Genomic DNA, 16,128 nt, shown 5'->3' on the forward strand with positions numbered 1-16,128 from the left:
CTCCTATAATTATCCTGCTTTACCGATTAAATTAATCTTAGATTAATGAAACCGACCTAGACTTTGCCGACTTGATATAAAAGTGGAACTCAGCCGTCTATTATTGATGCTACAAGGCATGTATTTGAAGCGATAAGACATAAATTTTGCAGTCTCCCCTTGAAATCTCGTTTTTTGGACATATTATGTCTCTTATAGAGTGTATATCAGGTACTTTGTATCCTAACAGGAGCTTAAATGAAGCGTATATTTTTACTGATTGCCACTAACATGGCGATCTTATTGGTGGCATCAATTGTGATGTCTATCTTAGGTGTTAATACCTCAACCATGGGCGGATTATTAGTATTCGCTGCAATCTTTGGTTTTGGTGGCGCCTTTATCAGCTTGGCTATCTCTAAGTGGATGGCTAAGAAAACTATGGGCTGTGAGGTTATCACAACGCCGCGTGATAACACTGAACGTTGGTTAGTGGAAACCGTTGCTCGTCAAGCAGAGCAAGCGGGCATTAAAATGCCTGAAGTGGCTATCTATCAGTCGGCAGAGTTAAATGCATTTGCAACGGGTCCTAGCAAAAACAACGCATTGGTTGCAGTGAGCAGTGGTCTTTTGTATGGCATGAGTCAAGACGAAATAGAAGCTGTATTAGCCCACGAAGTAAGCCACGTCGCTAACGGCGATATGGTGACGCTGACTCTTATTCAAGGCGTGGTGAATACATTCGTTATCTTCGCTGCACGTGTCGTGGCTGGCATCATCAATAACTTCGTCGCGAGTAATGACGAAGAGGGTGAAGGCTTAGGCATGTTTGCTTATATGGCAGTGGTTTTTGTACTGGATATGCTGTTTGGTATCTTAGCTTCAATCATTGTGGCTTACTTCTCTCGTATTCGTGAATATCGAGCCGACGAAGGTGCTGCACGTTTAGCGGGTAAAGATAAGATGATTGCGGCACTTGAGAGACTGCGCCAAGGCCCTGAAACCGGTGCAATGCCAGCGTCAATGTCAGCGCTAGGTATTAATGGTAAAAAATCGATGGCTGAGTTGATGATGAGTCATCCGCCACTAGAAAAGCGTATTGCGGCACTTAGAACTCACTAATTGAAGCATGGCTAAATCAAGGCGGTTCGAGGTTCAATCTCTCGAATCGCTTTTTTATTACCCAAAATCAACGTGATAAATAGTTAGTTATACTGCATTCCAAGAAGTAATTTGATTAAGCGCACATTTTGAGAATTTCCACAATGATATGATCTTTCACTTAAATTAGTTGCGGATTAGTTAATGCTTAGCTAAATTAACCTAAGTCGTGCTAAAAATATTGTTCGCAAGATGAAAACAACCTGACTATTAAGTTTTCACTATGCGAACATCAAATGAGGATACAATTGTGAGCAATAAACTACTAAGTGCAATTTTTGGTGCGGCATTCGCAGCACTCGCTTTATCACCAACAGCTTTCGCTGAAGGTCAAGAACTTGCCGAAATGCATGCTGAAATGGACGGTTGTGAAGCGTGTCACGCTGACGGTTCACCATCTGCAGACGGTGAATACGAGTTCCAGCAGTGCCAAGCCTGTCACGGTACTTTGGCTGAAATGGACGCCGTTCACCAGCCACATGACGGCATGCTAACGTGTGCTGATTGTCACGCGCCACATGAAATGAACGTGGGTGACAAGCCAACATGTGACAGCTGTCACGATGATGGTCGTACTGCCGAGTCGACACTTAAGTAATTTTATTTGACTTAAATTGCTAAAATGAGCCAGCCTAGAGCTGGCTTTTTTGCATAAAAATTTTGACAGTGCAGGATCAATATTGGCTCAAAAGGTTTTCTGGTGGAACCAGCATTCAAATTCTTACTAGGGTTCAGATTATAGGTAAGAAAATTTTATACAAAATCTCATCACAGCATAAAACATACAATATTTTTCATCTTACATAAGAAATGACTTGTGACTCCTTTCGTATGACAAGCTTAGTTAACACCATCGATAACAATATTTGAGGGTTTGCTGTTTATTTCTTTTAAAATCAATAGCTTGAATGTATTTTTGTGAAATAGTTAATTGTTGTTAATTGAGTTATCCGTAGTAGTAAAGTCTAGTTTTTATTGAGCGAATAGCTATTTGGATGCAGCGCTTTTAATACTCTAGATTGATGATGGACAAGCACTTTCCCGACATAATGGCCGCGTTAATTTCATATAGTCATTAAAGGTCGGTAATTGAGTATGGATACTACTAAGATGGCGGTTAACTCCTCTAATCTTCAAATCAGCAGCATATGGCGTTATACCCCAGCGCTACTCCTTGCCTTTTTGCCTCTGGTGCACGCTCAAGACCTTAGCCAATTTGATGAACTTAATGGCTATGATAACCGCGCCTCTATCGCCCAAAGTGGTGATAGTTTAGATGCAAGTGTGAGTCAGCAAGGTGTTTCAAACCGGGCAATAGTGAGTCAGTCGGGCTTATTAACAGTGGCGGATGTGAAGCAGTTAGGGGGAAGTAACCGCGCTGGCGTTTACCAAAATGGTGCAGAAATTGAGGCAAGTATTCTTCAAAGTGGCTTCAATAACATCGCTATCTCTTCTCAGCAAGGTGCCTATTTAAATCTCGATATTAATCAACAAGGGAACAATAATTTAGCTTCAGTCCTACAAATGGGCAATGAAAGCTCGGTGACAATATACCAAAATGGTACTGGGCATGGTGTTTCAGTTGTGCAATATGGGCAGGGACAATCAGCCCAAGTCACTCAAGGTTATATTTCAAATTAAGCCAACTTCAATTGTTGTTGTGTTTATGTGAATAATTCTGTCTTTATTTGTAGTCTGAGTGTATTACAATAAAAACACACGGATGGTGATATACAGTACACACGGAGTTAGCTTATGTTCAAAGTCACACATTGGGTTTTGGTTACCCGCTCGCATTTATTTGCCGATCTTCTCAATACCAGATGGCCACAAGAGTTCTTGGTCAAACTACATCGGATCTCTCCAGAGCATTTTAATGCTGAATTATTAGAAAGTCGCATTACTATCATTTTGATTGATCTGTCGACCGTAGATGTTCAAACCGCATATCAAATTCAAAAGCGCATTGAAAAAGGCAGCAACATCGCTCGAGTCGTCTTTTTGCATTTTCCTAAACAGGTTGACGCTAAATTTCTTATCCAAGCTTCAGTGACTGCCGGGGTATTTTATTCAGATGCTTGTTTAGAAACAATTGGTGAGGGCATGGCGGATATAGTAAAAGGCAAAGTGGTTCTACCTCAGCGTTTTACAGAGAGTAACAGCCTTAATGATAGTGCTATTGATGAGGTTGAAACCTTAACGATCCGAGAGCGTGAAGTACTGCAAGTATTACGCAGTGGAAGTACCAATATTGATATTGCAAATAAACTATTTGTCAGTGAAAGCACCATAAAAACGCATCTTTATCGAGCGTTTAGAAAAATTGGTGTATCGAGCCGTGGTCAGGCAATTGCCTGGGCCCAAACCAATATGCATGAAGTGACTCAATGAGTCGGTTCTGCTTATGTTTTCTCCTTCTGTCGTCAACGTTGACGGCAGGGGAGATTGTATTAGATAAGCAGCAACCACCGCTAGCCGAAAGTACCAGCGATAAACCCCCAAAAGTTGAAACAGATCTTATCGATGGGCTTATTCTTAATCGTGCAATGACTCGATTTGGTCATCGATTTTATCGAGAATTTGTCGCAGCTTATCGGGATATTGGTGGTGTGGCTCAACATTCAGGTTTGACCGTGGTTGAACAAGCGACAGCGAGAAGCGGTAGTAAAATTAGTATTCTTCACAATAGAAGACCTATCTATATCACGGTTGTCTCTCCTGCAAGTAGAAATATCGATGAGCAAGCTTTAGCTGCTGCCGGGCGAGTAAACCAAAAATTAAAACAAAATCAAAGGCAAGCAAACTGGGCCCAATTTTTAGATCCCGATTTGGCTCCAGATGAATTTTAACAAGGAAAGTTTATGAAAAGGGTTATTAAAATTGCGGGTGGTTCATTGTTGGCGGTGCTTATGGGCTCATCCCATGCAACTCAGCTGACTTACACTCCTGTTAATCCCAACTTTGGGGGCAGTTACCTTAATGGTTCATATTTACTGTCTAATGCATCAGCTCAAAATAAACATACAGGAGGGTCGAGTTATGTGCCGCCATCGGCGCTTGACCGATTAGCGAGTTCACTAGAGTCTCGTCTGATGAGTCAGCTGTTTAATGATGCGGCAAACGGCGGTGAAGGGTACTTAAAGACTGATGATTTCGAGATCCAGGTGGTGAATCAAGATGGTGCCTTATTGGTGCATATTACCGATGTTGTCACGGGTGAAACAACAATTATCGAAGTCGGTGGCATTATCGACACTAACACTGGAGAAGGTTAATGATTAACAAGCTAACCTTATTGTTTGCCTTATGCTTTGTAAGCGCGTGCTCTACTACGAGTGAATTAGAGCAAATAGTGCCTTCATCAAGTTTAATGCCAAAAGGTGAGACTTATTACGATCTAATTGGTTTACCCGCTCCGCAAGGAAGCATGGTTGCAGCCGTTTACGACTTTAGAGATCAAACCGGTCAATACAAACCTATTCCATCGAGTAACTTTTCCACCGCGGTACCTCAAAGTGGTACAGCATTTTTAGCCCAAGCGCTGAATGACTCTAGCTGGTTTATCCCTGTTGAAAGAGAGGGGTTACAAAATTTACTGACTGAGCGAAAAATTGTGCGTGCAGGACTAAAGGGCGATGCTGCAAGTTTAAGCCAACTTAATTCTGCACAGATCTTGATGGAAGGCGGTATTGTTGCATACGACACCAATATTCGTACCGGTGGCGCTGGAGCTCGTTATTTGGGCATTGGCGCGTCAAGTCAATTTCGTGTTGATAGTATTACGGTAAATCTTAGGGCTGTAGACATACGTACAGGAAGACTGCTTAGCAGTGTCACCACAACTAAATCAGTATTGTCTAAAGAACTGACGGCAGGGGTATTTAAATTTATCGATGCTCAGGAGTTATTAGAGTCTGAAGTTGGTTATACCTCGAACGAACCCGTTAGTTTGTGTGTGGTACAGGCGATTGAAAGTGCAGTGGTGCACATGATTGCTGATGGCATTTGGAAACGAGCTTGGAACCTTGCAGATACTCAAGCTGGTTTAGAAAATTCAGTGCTTAAAAAATACTGGTTAGAGGCTCATTCGGTTGACAGAGTCCAAGCTAGGCTAAACCAAGGTTAATATAGCGATATTAAAAAAGGCGCTATGTATAGCGCCTTTTTTATGGTGTCAGTTCACGTCCAACTAAATTGTTACTCATTTATGTGTCGAATGCGTGTTATTTGAGTGGTTTCGTATTTTATATGTTCATTACTTTTAATACTGTTTAGCTTTAGATTGATTTGCAAATAGAGCTGATTATGCAGTCCATTTAGCTTGGCGCTTGCCAAGCGCTATATTGAGTTTTTATTCTTGGCTACTTATTCATTTCTCGTTCTTTGCTTAAAAACTCAAATCCACTTTTCAAGTAGCTAAAGCGATCGTCATCTGGCAGTGAGCGAACCTGTGCCAACATTAGGCCAAAAGCTGAATCAATCATCAATCTGTCAGATAGTTTCAAATAGCGATAAACGACGGGCCTGAGCACAACGGTGAAATGCCCTGTAAATTCGTTGAAGCGTTGCTCTTCAATAGCTGTGGTATTGTTCACCAGTTCACGCATACACAAAGCGGCAAGCAGAGCATTTTTATCACTAAAAGACTGATATTGTGCAGCACGGGAGTACCCGGCTCGCTTATGAACATCAGACATATTAAGTGCAATCATGCCTTTTTCTTGTACTAATTCAGTTGCGGCATCTAAGAGTGCGGTTTCTTTTTCCGTAAGCATTGTCTTATTCCTGCATATTTTTTTTCATTAGAAATCCTAAACAGCGTAAAGTCAACCACATTGTATATACATCTGTTTAATGCAGGTGCAAGTCAACACGATCCAATCATGTGATTTACTTCAGAAATCGTCCATCGCCTTGTCAATATTTTCGCGTATACTATGGCTAGTAATTTCCTTTTGAGGGCAGACAAATGGCCGAAGAAACCATATTTAGCAAAATTATTCGACGTGAAATTCCTGCAGATATCTTATATCAAGACGATCTTGTGACAGCCTTTAGAGATATCACGCCCAAAGCACCTACACATGTGTTAATTATTCCAAATCATCTGATCCCAACAACTAATGACATTAAGGCATCAGACGAAAAAGCATTAGGCCGTATGATGTCTGTGGCTGCTAAGTTGGCTCAAGAAGCGGGGATAGCTGAAGATGGCTACCGATTAATCATGAACTGTAATCAGCATGGTGGCCAAGAGGTTTATCACATTCATATGCATTTAGTGGGTGGCCATCCACTAGGCCCGATGTTGAGCCCGAGTGAATGAGTTCAAGCAGTCAGAGCTACTCGCTAACCGATATGGCGAGCCGATTTGTCGCGCAGCTAACTCAATGCCGTAAGCTTAAATTAAAAGTGCTAGAAGGTAGCGGAAAGCATGTTTTACTGGAGCTGCCTTACGATACACAGCTTGTTGGTTACCCTGACACGGGGGTGATCCATGGTGGTGTGATCACAACATTGATGGATACTGCAAGTGGTTGCGCGGTGGTGTGTTCAATTTTTGATAAACACCGCTTGCTTGAGATCTCTCCGACTCTCGATTTGCGTGTCGATTATATGAAGCCAGCAGCGCCGCACAAACCTGTTTACGGTTTTGCCCAGTGTTATAAATTGTCTTCAAGTGTTGCCTTTACCCGCGCTATTGCTTACCAAGATTCAATAGATGATCCCATCGCTCATGCGGTAGGCTCGTTTATGCGTATCAGCCCTGAGATGGTTGGTGAAGAGTTTAGGCAGGCATTGATGGGAGGTGCTGAATATGAATGATGAATCGTACTTTTCTATTGAACCATCGTTGGACGACAGTGCTAAGCTTGACGTTAAGGGCATCGTAAAGAAGGCCACAGAGCTAAATGACTTTGGCCATCTCTTGGAGCATGTTCCTTACGCAAAATTTATCGGAATGGCGGTAGACAGATTTGGTGATGAACTGGTTTTCAAGCTGCCAGCAAAAGATGACAACATAGGTAATCCTATCTTGCCTGCGCTACATGGCGGCGTGATTGCAGGATTTATGGAGATGTCGGCAATAGTACAATTGATGGTGTTTATGCAAACCACAAAAGTACCTAAAGTTGTCGATTTTTCAATTGATTATTTAAGGGCTGGTTACCATAAAGATAGCTTCGCCGAGTGTAAAATCACGCGCCAAGGCCGCCGAGTGGCCAATGTAAGCATTAATTGTTGGCAGACAAACCGTAAGCATTTAATTGCAACTGCAAGAGCGCACTTTTTGATTGATTAGTCGAGCTGGCTAACTTTAGTTTATTTAAGTTACGCCTATTAGCTTATGCTTAAACTCAAGCTTATTAACTCAAGCTTATTAACTCAAGCTTATTAACTTACGTTTATTCGCTTAGGCTATTAATCGGGCATGTTAATTTAACTTGCTACTTAACTCATGGTTTGTATCAATAGCGTATGTGTTGCAGCTAAGAAGGGGATAGAGATGAAAAAGGTTTTATTGGGACTATTTACCGCATTGGTTTTCACTGCATGTGCTCCACATACCGCCGGTGTGATGGCGGGGTCAAATGGGGATGCTAGGATTGATAACAATAGCTTTGGTAAAGAGGTACAAGTAACCAATATCATGGCTCGCCCTGAAGGCGGATTCTTACGTGGTACGGGAACCATTGTCAGTCAGGTATCAACCGATTTAAGGTTGCAATATAAGTTCACCTGGTTTGATTTAAACGGAATGACAATTGACGACGAAGGCGTAAGCTGGAAATCGGTAAAGCTACACGGTAAACAGCACCTGCAAGTTAGCGCTGTGGCTCCTAATGCCACCGCAACTCGTTTTGAGCTATACGTGAGAAAAGCCTTTTCAAATTAGCCTGACGACACTCTTGGTTAATATTGGTTAGTTAAAGTGGTAAGTTTAAGTTGTTGGCTAAAGCCTAGCGTAAACCAAGTTTATATCACACCTGTTAAAAAAACGTCAGCTAAGCTGACGTTTTTTCATGCAAAAAGTACCTGTTTTTAAAGAAGTCTGTCATCGAGTTGTAAATTTCATGTATAATCGCGCTCGCCAAGGGGTGTTAAAGTCTATAAACCGAAAGTCGGATTTATCTGCTTTGACTGAGATGTTGAAAAACGAACCCTTTGAACCTGATCCGGCTAATACCGGCGTAGGAATGGGCCACAATTCATTTCCAGATCGCTTCTTTACTGATGCCGGATCTCAAAATTTTACTTTGAGGTCCTATGTTAAATCTAAAATCTTATTCGCCAATAGCACTTGCGGTTATTGCAGCCATCTCATCTACAAACGCCTTTGCTAATGGCGATGCATCCACCACTCACGATGATATCGAAGTCATGGTGGTGACCTCTGACTTTCGTGGTTCAGCATTAGAAACAATGCCCTCCAGCGTTACCATTATTGATCAGCAACAAATTGAAGATGAAGGTGCCCAACACTTTGAAGATATCTTAAATACGGTTGCCAATTTAAATTGGTCTGGTGGTAGCTCTAGACCTAAATATTTTCAGATCCGTGGTGTGGGCGAGCAAGAAGAATACCAGGGCGCACCTAACTCTTCGGTGGGGTTTGTTGTAGACGATATCGACCTATCTGGTTTAGGCATGGTCTCAAGCATGTATGATCTACAACAAGTAGAAGTGCTACGTGGGCCACAAGGAACTCGCTATGGCGCAAATGCCTTAGCAGGTCTAATTTATCTCAAGAGTAACGACCCTACCGATGTGTTTGAACATGGCGCAGAAGTCTCTCTTGGCGATGATAATCTACAGACTTTCAGTGGTTTCAGCTCAGGTCCTATTACAGACTCAGGTAATTTACTTTATCGTGTATCGTTACAGCAGCATCAACAAGATGGCTATCGTGACAACCTCTACCTTGGCCGAAGTGACACCAATAATCGTGATGAGTTTACAGGCCGCGGTAAGTTACGCTGGTATGCAACCGAAGATCTAGAAATCGATTTAACTTTCCTGCACGCGAACTACGACAATGGTTATGATGCATGGACACTGGATAATAATGGTTTTGACACATTAACCGATGCTCCGGGTGTCGATAAGCAACGTACAACAGGCTCGTCACTTAAGTTCACCTATACTGGCGCCGAGAATTTTGATCTCACTTCATTAACCTCGTTGGCGCAATCAGATACGCGCCATAACTACGACGGTGACTGGGCAAACCCTGACTACTGGGAAAGTCGAGATTGCGGTGGTATTCCATGTGAGTACGAGTATAACTGGGACAAAAAAGGCGAGAGAAAAACGCTAACCCAGGAGTTTAGATTATCGTCCACAGAATCTGGACGTATTTTTTCAGATAGTACCGATTGGCTGATTGGCGTGTATGTCATGGACTTACAAGAAGATAACGACACGCTCGATACTTATAACCAGTTATCAGCCGAGTATGAAGCACAAAATTATGCATTATTTGGTCAGTTAGATTCAGACTTAGGTGCAACTTATGCATTATCTGTTGGTTTACGGGTTGAGCGTCGAGAAAGTGATTACAGTGATTCGGCAGGCGACAGTTTCGGCCCAAGCGAAACTATGTGGGGCGGACATATCGCATTAAGCAAGGCGTTAAGCGAAAACCATGAGTCCTATATCCGTGTGGCGCGTGGCTACAAAGCGGGTGGCTTTAACATGTCGCTGCCAGTTGAGTTAGCAGACAAAAAAGAGTACGACACCGAAATCCTTTATAACTATGAATTGGGTTTAAAATCGACTTGGTTTGACGGTCAGGCGAGCACCAACCTTGCTGTGTTTTATATGGATAGACAAGATCAGCAAGTTGCAGCATCACAGCAGTCAACAGTTCCGGGTGAAGAGGGTAACTTTATTTTATTTACCGAGAATGCAGGTAGTTCACACAACTACGGTGCGGAACTCGAAGGTAATTGGTATGCAACAGACAACTTGAACTTATACGGTAGCCTAGGCTGGTTAGAAACGGCTTATGGCGATTATCAATATGAAGATAAATATGGTGCTGAGGTCGATCTTTCAGGCCGAGAACTCGCCCATTCACCTAACTATACCTTTAGCATAGGTGCGACTTATCGCAGCGATAATGGTTGGTTTGCCAACGTCAACGCTAGCGGAAAGAGTGATTTCTACTACTCTGACAGTAATGAGTCAAAGTCTGATCCTTATCAAATTTTTAACGCCAAAGTGGGTTATGAAGCCGACATCTGGTCTGTGTATCTGTGGGGACGTAATCTACTTGACGAACAATATGGCGTTCGTGGTTTCTACTTCGGTAATGAACCAGATTTAGATTGGGCTGATAAGCAATATATACGCTATGGCGATCCACGCCAACTAGGTATGACATTTAACCTTAAGTTCTTGTAAGTAAGAGATCATCACGCGTGTAATTACAAGTGTGATTCAAGATTTTTAAAGCATAAGTGAAGAGTGATTAATGGTTAAGTTAATCACCCATTTACTGAATACCGATTTACTTAATATAGTCAAATTGAGCCACCATAGGGTGGCTGAGGTCAATACCATGAAATTAACAGCAGAAATTAGTTGCTACCCGCTTCAAGATAACTATTTAGACCCGATTAAATGGTTTATTGCGCGAGTGGATTCTTACGACAACATACAGCGAGTGACCAATGCAATGGCAACTCAGGTGGTTGGTGAGTATGGCGATGTGATGTCTATGCTTGCGGTTGAGATGCAAGCCGCTCATGAAAAATTTGGTAAAGCCGTATTCGTTTGTAAGTTTATTGGTGGCGAACTCAATTTAAGTCATAGCGAATAATTTTATTTAGATGAGGTGGTCTAGAGATAGGGAATGTCTTTTGGCCACTGTTGAGTTTAACAATATCTGACGATGATTTAGGGCAAGAACTTCTTGTGCTAAGTATCTTGTGTTAAATACAGGGCACCATTTATGTCTGAGTTTTGGCTAGCGTTAGTCAATAGTTTTACTGCCGCTTTTAGTGAAGCAGAAGCGTTGACGGGCTGGGAGGCTGTAGCGGTCTTACTGGCTTTGGCCTACCTTATTTTTGCGATGAAAGGTAGCATTTGGTGTTGGGCGGCAGCGTTTATCAGTACCGCGATTTATACCGTATTGTTTTGGAAAGTGTCGTTGTTGATGGAGTCCGTGCTTAATATTTACTATATGGCCATGGCTGTTTATGGCTATTGGATGTGGACTCGAGGCGGTAAAAAGCATGATGGGGTGAACATTGTTTCATGGCAGCTGAGCACGCATTTGAAATTAATAGGGCTCACGAGCTTGATTGCTGTTTTAATCGGTCATTTCATGGCAACTCAAACTCAAGCCGCTTTCCCCTATTTAGATGCTGCGACGACCTGTTTTGCGGTTATGACCACTTACTTGGTGGCAAAAAAAGTCCTAGAAAACTGGATTTATTGGTTTGTTATTGATGCGGTTTCTATTTATCTCTATGTCAGTAAAGGCTTGATGTTAACCGCCATTTTGTTTGTACTTTACCTTGGGATGGTTGTATTTGGCTACTACATGTGGCGCAATAAAATGTACGTGCAGCAAACCACGCAAGAGATTGACTTAGCGGCAGGAACCGCCTAAATGGCTCAAGGTTTAACTCAAATTCTGGCGCCTTATCTTGCGCAGTCAGGGCTGACAAATGTCAGCCTGATAGCCCCTTTGACGCAAGGCTTAAGCAATCAAAACTATTACATTCGTGGCTTACATCAGAGTAAGTCCACTGAATCTGAGTGGGTACTAAGAGTCAATAGTTGGGCGAGCTCTCAGATCTGTAATCGAGAGGACGAAGTGTTAAATTGGCAACTTGCAAGTAAGGTTCAGCTTGCACCACAAATTGTCTATGTCAGCCCCGATAAAACATTTTATTTAAGTGAGTTCTTTGCCCAGAATGAGCAAGATTGCTGGAATGACTTAATGAGTGCCAATGGGGCTCACCCAATTAGTACCACTCATAATATCTGGCCAAAAGCCGAGCAAAAGCTGCTTGAATTATTAAACGGATTAAAGCAATTGCCTCGGCCCAGTAATGTGATGACAGTTGATACACAGTGGCAGAGATACTTGGCGCGATTAACCGAAATGAACAAGCAGTTATCTCGGCTACAGGGCTCACCTAATGATGATTGCTGTGATGATAGATGTGCAGAGCAGGCGCTATTGATTCGTTGGCAGCAGCTTTATCAACGGCTTTTGGCTAAGTCGCATCAGATTGATACAATGCTTGATAGCCTCGGTGCTTGTGTGACTCAGCTTCAGTTTAGCCACCGAGATCTGAACCCCTATAATATTTTGCTGGTTGAAGATAAGCTTAAATGCATCGATTTTGAATATGCCTGTAGCTCACACCCTTTATGCGATCTTGCAGCCGTGATTGCCAGCCATTCTCTGTCATCAGAGCAGCGCCATTGGCTGATTGACAACTACTTAGTTGCTCACCCGAACCTAAATAACAAAGCAAGAAATGCCGTCACTGCCGCCGTCGATCTTTATTGGGTGTTTGCAGTGTGCTGGGCACTACAAATGGCATTTGATTGCTTAGTAAAAGAGGGCGAAATTACAAAGTTAGCTGATGGCGAGGGAGCCCATTTAGTCGAAGATTACTTGGACAGTGCTCAGCAATATAATGCGTTAATTGCTTGCTGTACCTAGTGGATGTTGTACTTAGTGCCAGCTAAGCTAATTTATCAGTAATAATGATGGCGGGCGCTTACATTTTTCACTGCTTCTTAATTACCCCACACATGTTGTAACCGAGCGAATTCCTGCCGATGTTCTATGCTAGGTTAAAGACGCTAATGACTGAATATTCATATGGTGATTAAAGATAAGCCCAAACAGTTGGAACAATAGGGGAAGCAATGAGAAAAGCTAGCTTATGGATGTTACTCCTTATCTCTCTTGTGGGTTGCTCGACCAAGATGGGCTACTATTTTTTAGATTGGGCCATAGAGTGGAAACTTGCAGAATATGTCTCGTTAAACACACAGCAACAAGCCCAATTTGAATCTGCACTTAATCAGTTTTTAATCTGGCACCGAGCCGAAGAGCTTCCTTTGTACGCGAAACAGTTATCATTGCTCTCACTTGAATTTCAACAAGCAAGCCTGACACCCGCAATATGGGCTGCACAAGTTAAGCAGGTAAAGCAGCACTGGAACAGAAGCTTTGAATTTATTAACCCCTCTCTGGTACCGATTATAAGTTCTTTTACCGATGAACAAGTTAAACAAATCATTGCGCAGCTTAGAGTTGATGAAAAAGAGCTAAATCAAAAGTATTTAGGTAAAGATAGGCTGGCATTAGTCGAAATGGCTGATAAACGCATCAACAAACGTGTAAAGAAGTGGATAGGGAAGCTGACATCAAAGCAAAAGCAAGCCATACATGAATATAACCTAGGCCGTGCATCGAGCTTAGACATGTGGCTTGAATATCGGCATGAATGGATAAGGCTATTTTCACAAGCACTGAAGAATCGGCAAAACCAAGCGGCGCTATCTCACAGCCTAACCGTGTTAATCACTCAGCCAGACAGCCTTAAGTCAGACGTATATAAAGCCTCACTTGATAACAATACCGAACAATTTGGTCAATTACTTATTCGACTCAATCAGCTGGCAAGTGCTAGCCAGAAAAGATACTTTCAAAAGAAGCTGGATGCATTAATCGTTGATCTTAATGAGCTCAGCGAGGCCGATTAAGCTAACTTTACCGTTTTTGCTGAAAGATAGGCTAAGTTGTAAGGGTCTATACAGCTAAGCCGAGGATTAAATTCAAAGAGGGAACGATATGCAACTAGTTACACTTTACCAGAAATTTTTGACGCTACTAAAATGTGGCGAAGGGATAGCGCCGCTGGCCTTGCGTTTATATCTCGCGCCAGTGTTAATGCAAGCAGGTTATAACAAGCTTTCCCATTTCAGCGATACCGCTGCATGGTTTGGTAATCCCGATTGGGGATTAGGCTTACCTTTTCCTGAGGTGATGGTTGCACTTGCTGCAGGTACCGAATTTTTGGGGGGGGCATTGCTTATTTTAGGCTTGGCGACTCGCTTAATCTCGATTCCGTTAGCGTTCACTATGTTGGTCGCCGCTCTTAGTGTACATATCGAAAATGGTTGGTTAGCGATTGCCGACCCAAGCTCTTGGTTAGCGAATGATAACGTGATTGCCTCGGCTGAAAAGCTTGAGCGTGCTAAAGAGATCTTACAAGCAAATGGTAATTACGAGTGGCTAACTAGCTCAGGCAACTTTGTTATTTTGAATAACGGTATTGAGTTCGCAGTTACCTACCTGTTTATGCTGTTGGCATTGCTGTTTATGGGCGGGGGGCGTTACACAAGCCTTGATTATTATATTGCCAAGCGTAATGGGCTGGCTTAATGGGGCCTCAGGCTGTTTACATCTGTGCTCTAGCTGCTTGTTTAAATGAGTTGGTAACGTCTTTTTAACTTATATGCGTTACGACCCGTTAGCAATAAATGCCGTTATGTTGAGTAAATGCTTTAATCAATCGATGATTAAACAAGGTAAATCCCACTAAATAGGTGGGATTTTTTTTGCGCAATTGATACTCTCAAAGAGTACATGTTTCTTGACCCTTTTTTTTCGTAAAAACACTATTAAGGATAATAAGTTGGACGCATTAGAATTACTCTTAACTCGTCAATCAACCCCAAGACTGACGACTCCTGCACCTAATTCACAACAACTACAAAATATCCTCGATGCTGCCACGCGAGCACCTGATCATGCGGGGTTAACGCCTTGGGAATTTATTATTGCCGAAGAAGATGGTTTGTCCCGTCTAGGGAAAGTGTTTGTAAAAGCACTGATTGAAAAGGGCGCCGACGAAGATTTTATCGAGAAAGCGAAAAACATGCCTTTGAGAGCACCAATGGTGATCACCGTGGTTGCTAAAGTGACTGAACACCCTAAAGTGCCAGCGTTTGAGCAACACCTTGCTGCAGGATGCGCAGTGATGGCCATGCAGCAAGCGGCATTTGCTCAGGGGCTAGGAGGAATTTGGCGTACTGGTGCATTTGCCTTCGATGCAAAGGTGCATCAATTATTGGGCTTACAAGCAAAAGATCAAATAGTCGGTTTTCTCTATTTAGGTACCCCGGTTATCAATGCCCCCACTAAAACCCTAAAAGATGGCATGAGTTTCGCCCGATATTTATAAATTCTTGCATCGTATGTGAGTTGAGCTAATTTCATCAAGAGTTAGCTTAAACTGAGTCTGTTACCATGCTAGCGTAGAATAATAAAAATACAGGAGGTTGTGGTGAACGCAGAAGTAAAAGAAACCAGTTTAGTTGGTGAGTATATAGTACTTGAACCTTTATCATTGGAGCATTTACCGGCGCTAAGTATCGCTGTCACAGATGGGAACTTGTGGGAAATATGGTACGCATCAGCTCCTCATCCAGACGAGATGAAAGCCTATATTACCGCGGCGTTAGAGGCAGAGGCTCGAGGAGAGGCATTAGCCTTTGCGGTTCGAGAACGTCACTCGGGTGCGATAGTCGGCTGTACACGTATTTGTAACTGGCAGCAGCAACATCGCCGCTTAGAGATAGGTTACACCTGGTACGCAAAAAGTGCACAGCGCACCGCGGTTAACACCGAAGCAAAGCTACTTATACTGTCTTACGCTTTTGAAACTCTAGACGTAATGGCGGTAGAATTTAGAACGCATATTCAAAACCAAGTGTCACGCCAAGCGATTTGCCGGTTAGGCGCTAACCAAGACGGTATTTTGCGTAATCATCAAATTTTGAGTAATGGCACTGTCAGAGACACTGTTGTGTACTCGATAATCGATGCCGAATGGCATGACGTGAAGCAAGGGTTGAAAGATAAACTGCTTGGGTATCAAGCTTCGTGAGTTAACGCGACCTAATGTTGTAATGAAAGAAATGGCGTACAGAGCACTCATCGCTAAA

Annotated in this window: 20 protein-coding genes and 1 riboswitch; of the genes, 19 read left to right on the forward strand and 1 reads right to left on the reverse strand. The window is 42.6% G+C overall.

The genetic code is table 11. The features are described 5' to 3' along the window. Positions 1-237: 237 nt before the first annotated feature. From htpX to ACVBIO_RS06435, 7 genes are all read left to right on the forward strand, one after another. Positions 238-1,101, forward strand: coding sequence for a protease HtpX (gene htpX / locus ACVBIO_RS06405; RefSeq protein WP_447161968.1), 864 nt, complete (start codon positions 238-240; stop codon positions 1,099-1,101). Positions 1,102-1,390: 289 nt separating this feature from the next. Beyond that, entirely contained in the window at positions 1,391-1,738 is a 348-nt protein-coding gene (gene cctA, locus ACVBIO_RS06410) for a tetraheme c-type cytochrome CctA (protein ID WP_447161969.1), read from the forward strand. Between the two features lie 497 nt (positions 1,739-2,235). Then, complete coding sequence (locus ACVBIO_RS06415; protein WP_447162882.1) at positions 2,236-2,781, forward strand: curlin; 546 nt, start codon at positions 2,236-2,238, stop codon at positions 2,779-2,781. Positions 2,782-2,895: 114 nt separating this feature from the next. Beyond that, positions 2,896-3,531, forward strand: a complete 636-nt coding sequence (locus ACVBIO_RS06420) for a LuxR C-terminal-related transcriptional regulator (protein ID WP_447161971.1) — start codon at positions 2,896-2,898, stop codon at positions 3,529-3,531. Next, positions 3,528-3,989 carry a curli production assembly/transport protein CsgE gene (locus ACVBIO_RS06425; protein ID WP_447161972.1) on the forward strand — a complete coding sequence of 154 codons (462 nt, stop codon included), beginning with the start codon at positions 3,528-3,530 and terminating at the stop codon, positions 3,987-3,989. The genes ACVBIO_RS06420 and ACVBIO_RS06425 overlap by 4 nt, the downstream gene beginning before the upstream one ends. A 12-nt stretch (positions 3,990-4,001) precedes the next feature. After that, positions 4,002-4,415: a curli assembly protein CsgF gene (locus tag ACVBIO_RS06430; RefSeq protein WP_447161973.1), complete on the forward strand. Its 414-nt coding sequence runs from the start codon at positions 4,002-4,004 to the stop codon at positions 4,413-4,415. Continuing rightward, positions 4,415-5,266: a CsgG/HfaB family protein gene (locus ACVBIO_RS06435; protein ID WP_447161974.1), complete on the forward strand. Its 852-nt coding sequence runs from the start codon at positions 4,415-4,417 to the stop codon at positions 5,264-5,266. Before ACVBIO_RS06430 ends, ACVBIO_RS06435 begins: the two co-directional genes overlap by 1 nt. A 235-nt stretch (positions 5,267-5,501) precedes the next feature. On the opposite strand, the gene ACVBIO_RS06440 is transcribed toward ACVBIO_RS06435, so the two are convergent. After that, positions 5,502-5,915, reverse strand: coding sequence for a helix-turn-helix domain-containing protein (locus ACVBIO_RS06440; RefSeq protein ID WP_447161975.1), 414 nt, complete (start codon positions 5,913-5,915; stop codon positions 5,502-5,504). A gap of 194 nt (positions 5,916-6,109) precedes the next feature. On the opposite strand from ACVBIO_RS06440, the gene hinT reads away from it, so the two are divergent. From hinT to ACVBIO_RS06500, 12 genes are all read left to right on the forward strand, one after another. Continuing rightward, on the forward strand, positions 6,110-6,466 hold the full coding sequence (gene hinT, locus ACVBIO_RS06445; protein WP_447170144.1) for a purine nucleoside phosphoramidase: 357 nt from the start codon (positions 6,110-6,112) through the stop codon (positions 6,464-6,466). Beyond that, complete coding sequence (locus tag ACVBIO_RS06450) at positions 6,463-6,966, forward strand: PaaI family thioesterase (RefSeq protein ID WP_447161977.1); 504 nt, start codon at positions 6,463-6,465, stop codon at positions 6,964-6,966. Before hinT ends, ACVBIO_RS06450 begins: the two co-directional genes overlap by 4 nt. Beyond that, on the forward strand, positions 6,959-7,444 hold the full coding sequence (locus ACVBIO_RS06455; protein ID WP_447161978.1) for a PaaI family thioesterase: 486 nt from the start codon (positions 6,959-6,961) through the stop codon (positions 7,442-7,444). The genes ACVBIO_RS06450 and ACVBIO_RS06455 overlap by 8 nt, the downstream gene beginning before the upstream one ends. Before the next feature lie 204 nt (positions 7,445-7,648). Further along, complete coding sequence (locus ACVBIO_RS06460; protein WP_447172231.1) at positions 7,649-8,038, forward strand: YcfL family protein; 390 nt, start codon at positions 7,649-7,651, stop codon at positions 8,036-8,038. A gap of 188 nt (positions 8,039-8,226) precedes the next feature. After that, positions 8,227-8,357, forward strand: a riboswitch (TPP riboswitch). 52 nt (positions 8,358-8,409) lie between these two features. After that, positions 8,410-10,548: a TonB-dependent receptor gene (locus tag ACVBIO_RS06465; protein ID WP_447172232.1), complete on the forward strand. Its 2,139-nt coding sequence runs from the start codon at positions 8,410-8,412 to the stop codon at positions 10,546-10,548. Between the two features lie 157 nt (positions 10,549-10,705). Further along, positions 10,706-10,966 carry a hypothetical protein gene (locus ACVBIO_RS06470; RefSeq protein WP_447161981.1) on the forward strand — a complete coding sequence of 87 codons (261 nt, stop codon included), beginning with the start codon at positions 10,706-10,708 and terminating at the stop codon, positions 10,964-10,966. A gap of 132 nt (positions 10,967-11,098) precedes the next feature. After that, complete coding sequence (gene pnuC, locus ACVBIO_RS06475; protein ID WP_447161982.1) at positions 11,099-11,761, forward strand: nicotinamide riboside transporter PnuC; 663 nt, start codon at positions 11,099-11,101, stop codon at positions 11,759-11,761. After that, positions 11,762-12,829, forward strand: a complete 1,068-nt coding sequence (locus tag ACVBIO_RS06480; RefSeq protein WP_447172233.1) for a phosphotransferase — start codon at positions 11,762-11,764, stop codon at positions 12,827-12,829. A 209-nt stretch (positions 12,830-13,038) separates the two neighbouring features. Continuing rightward, on the forward strand, positions 13,039-13,881 hold the full coding sequence (locus ACVBIO_RS06485) for a DUF6279 family lipoprotein (protein ID WP_447172234.1): 843 nt from the start codon (positions 13,039-13,041) through the stop codon (positions 13,879-13,881). Positions 13,882-13,969: 88 nt separating this feature from the next. After that, positions 13,970-14,563: an HvfX family Cu-binding RiPP maturation protein gene (locus tag ACVBIO_RS06490; protein ID WP_447161985.1), complete on the forward strand. Its 594-nt coding sequence runs from the start codon at positions 13,970-13,972 to the stop codon at positions 14,561-14,563. 253 nt (positions 14,564-14,816) lie between these two features. Next, on the forward strand, positions 14,817-15,365 hold the full coding sequence (locus tag ACVBIO_RS06495) for an NAD(P)H nitroreductase (protein ID WP_447172235.1): 549 nt from the start codon (positions 14,817-14,819) through the stop codon (positions 15,363-15,365). A gap of 102 nt (positions 15,366-15,467) precedes the next feature. Then, positions 15,468-16,070 (forward strand): GNAT family N-acetyltransferase, encoded by a 603-nt coding sequence (locus ACVBIO_RS06500; RefSeq protein ID WP_447161987.1) that lies wholly within the window; start codon positions 15,468-15,470, stop codon positions 16,068-16,070. Positions 16,071-16,128 lie beyond the last annotated feature (58 nt).

Source organism: Shewanella sp. 0m-8, assembly GCF_052977265.1.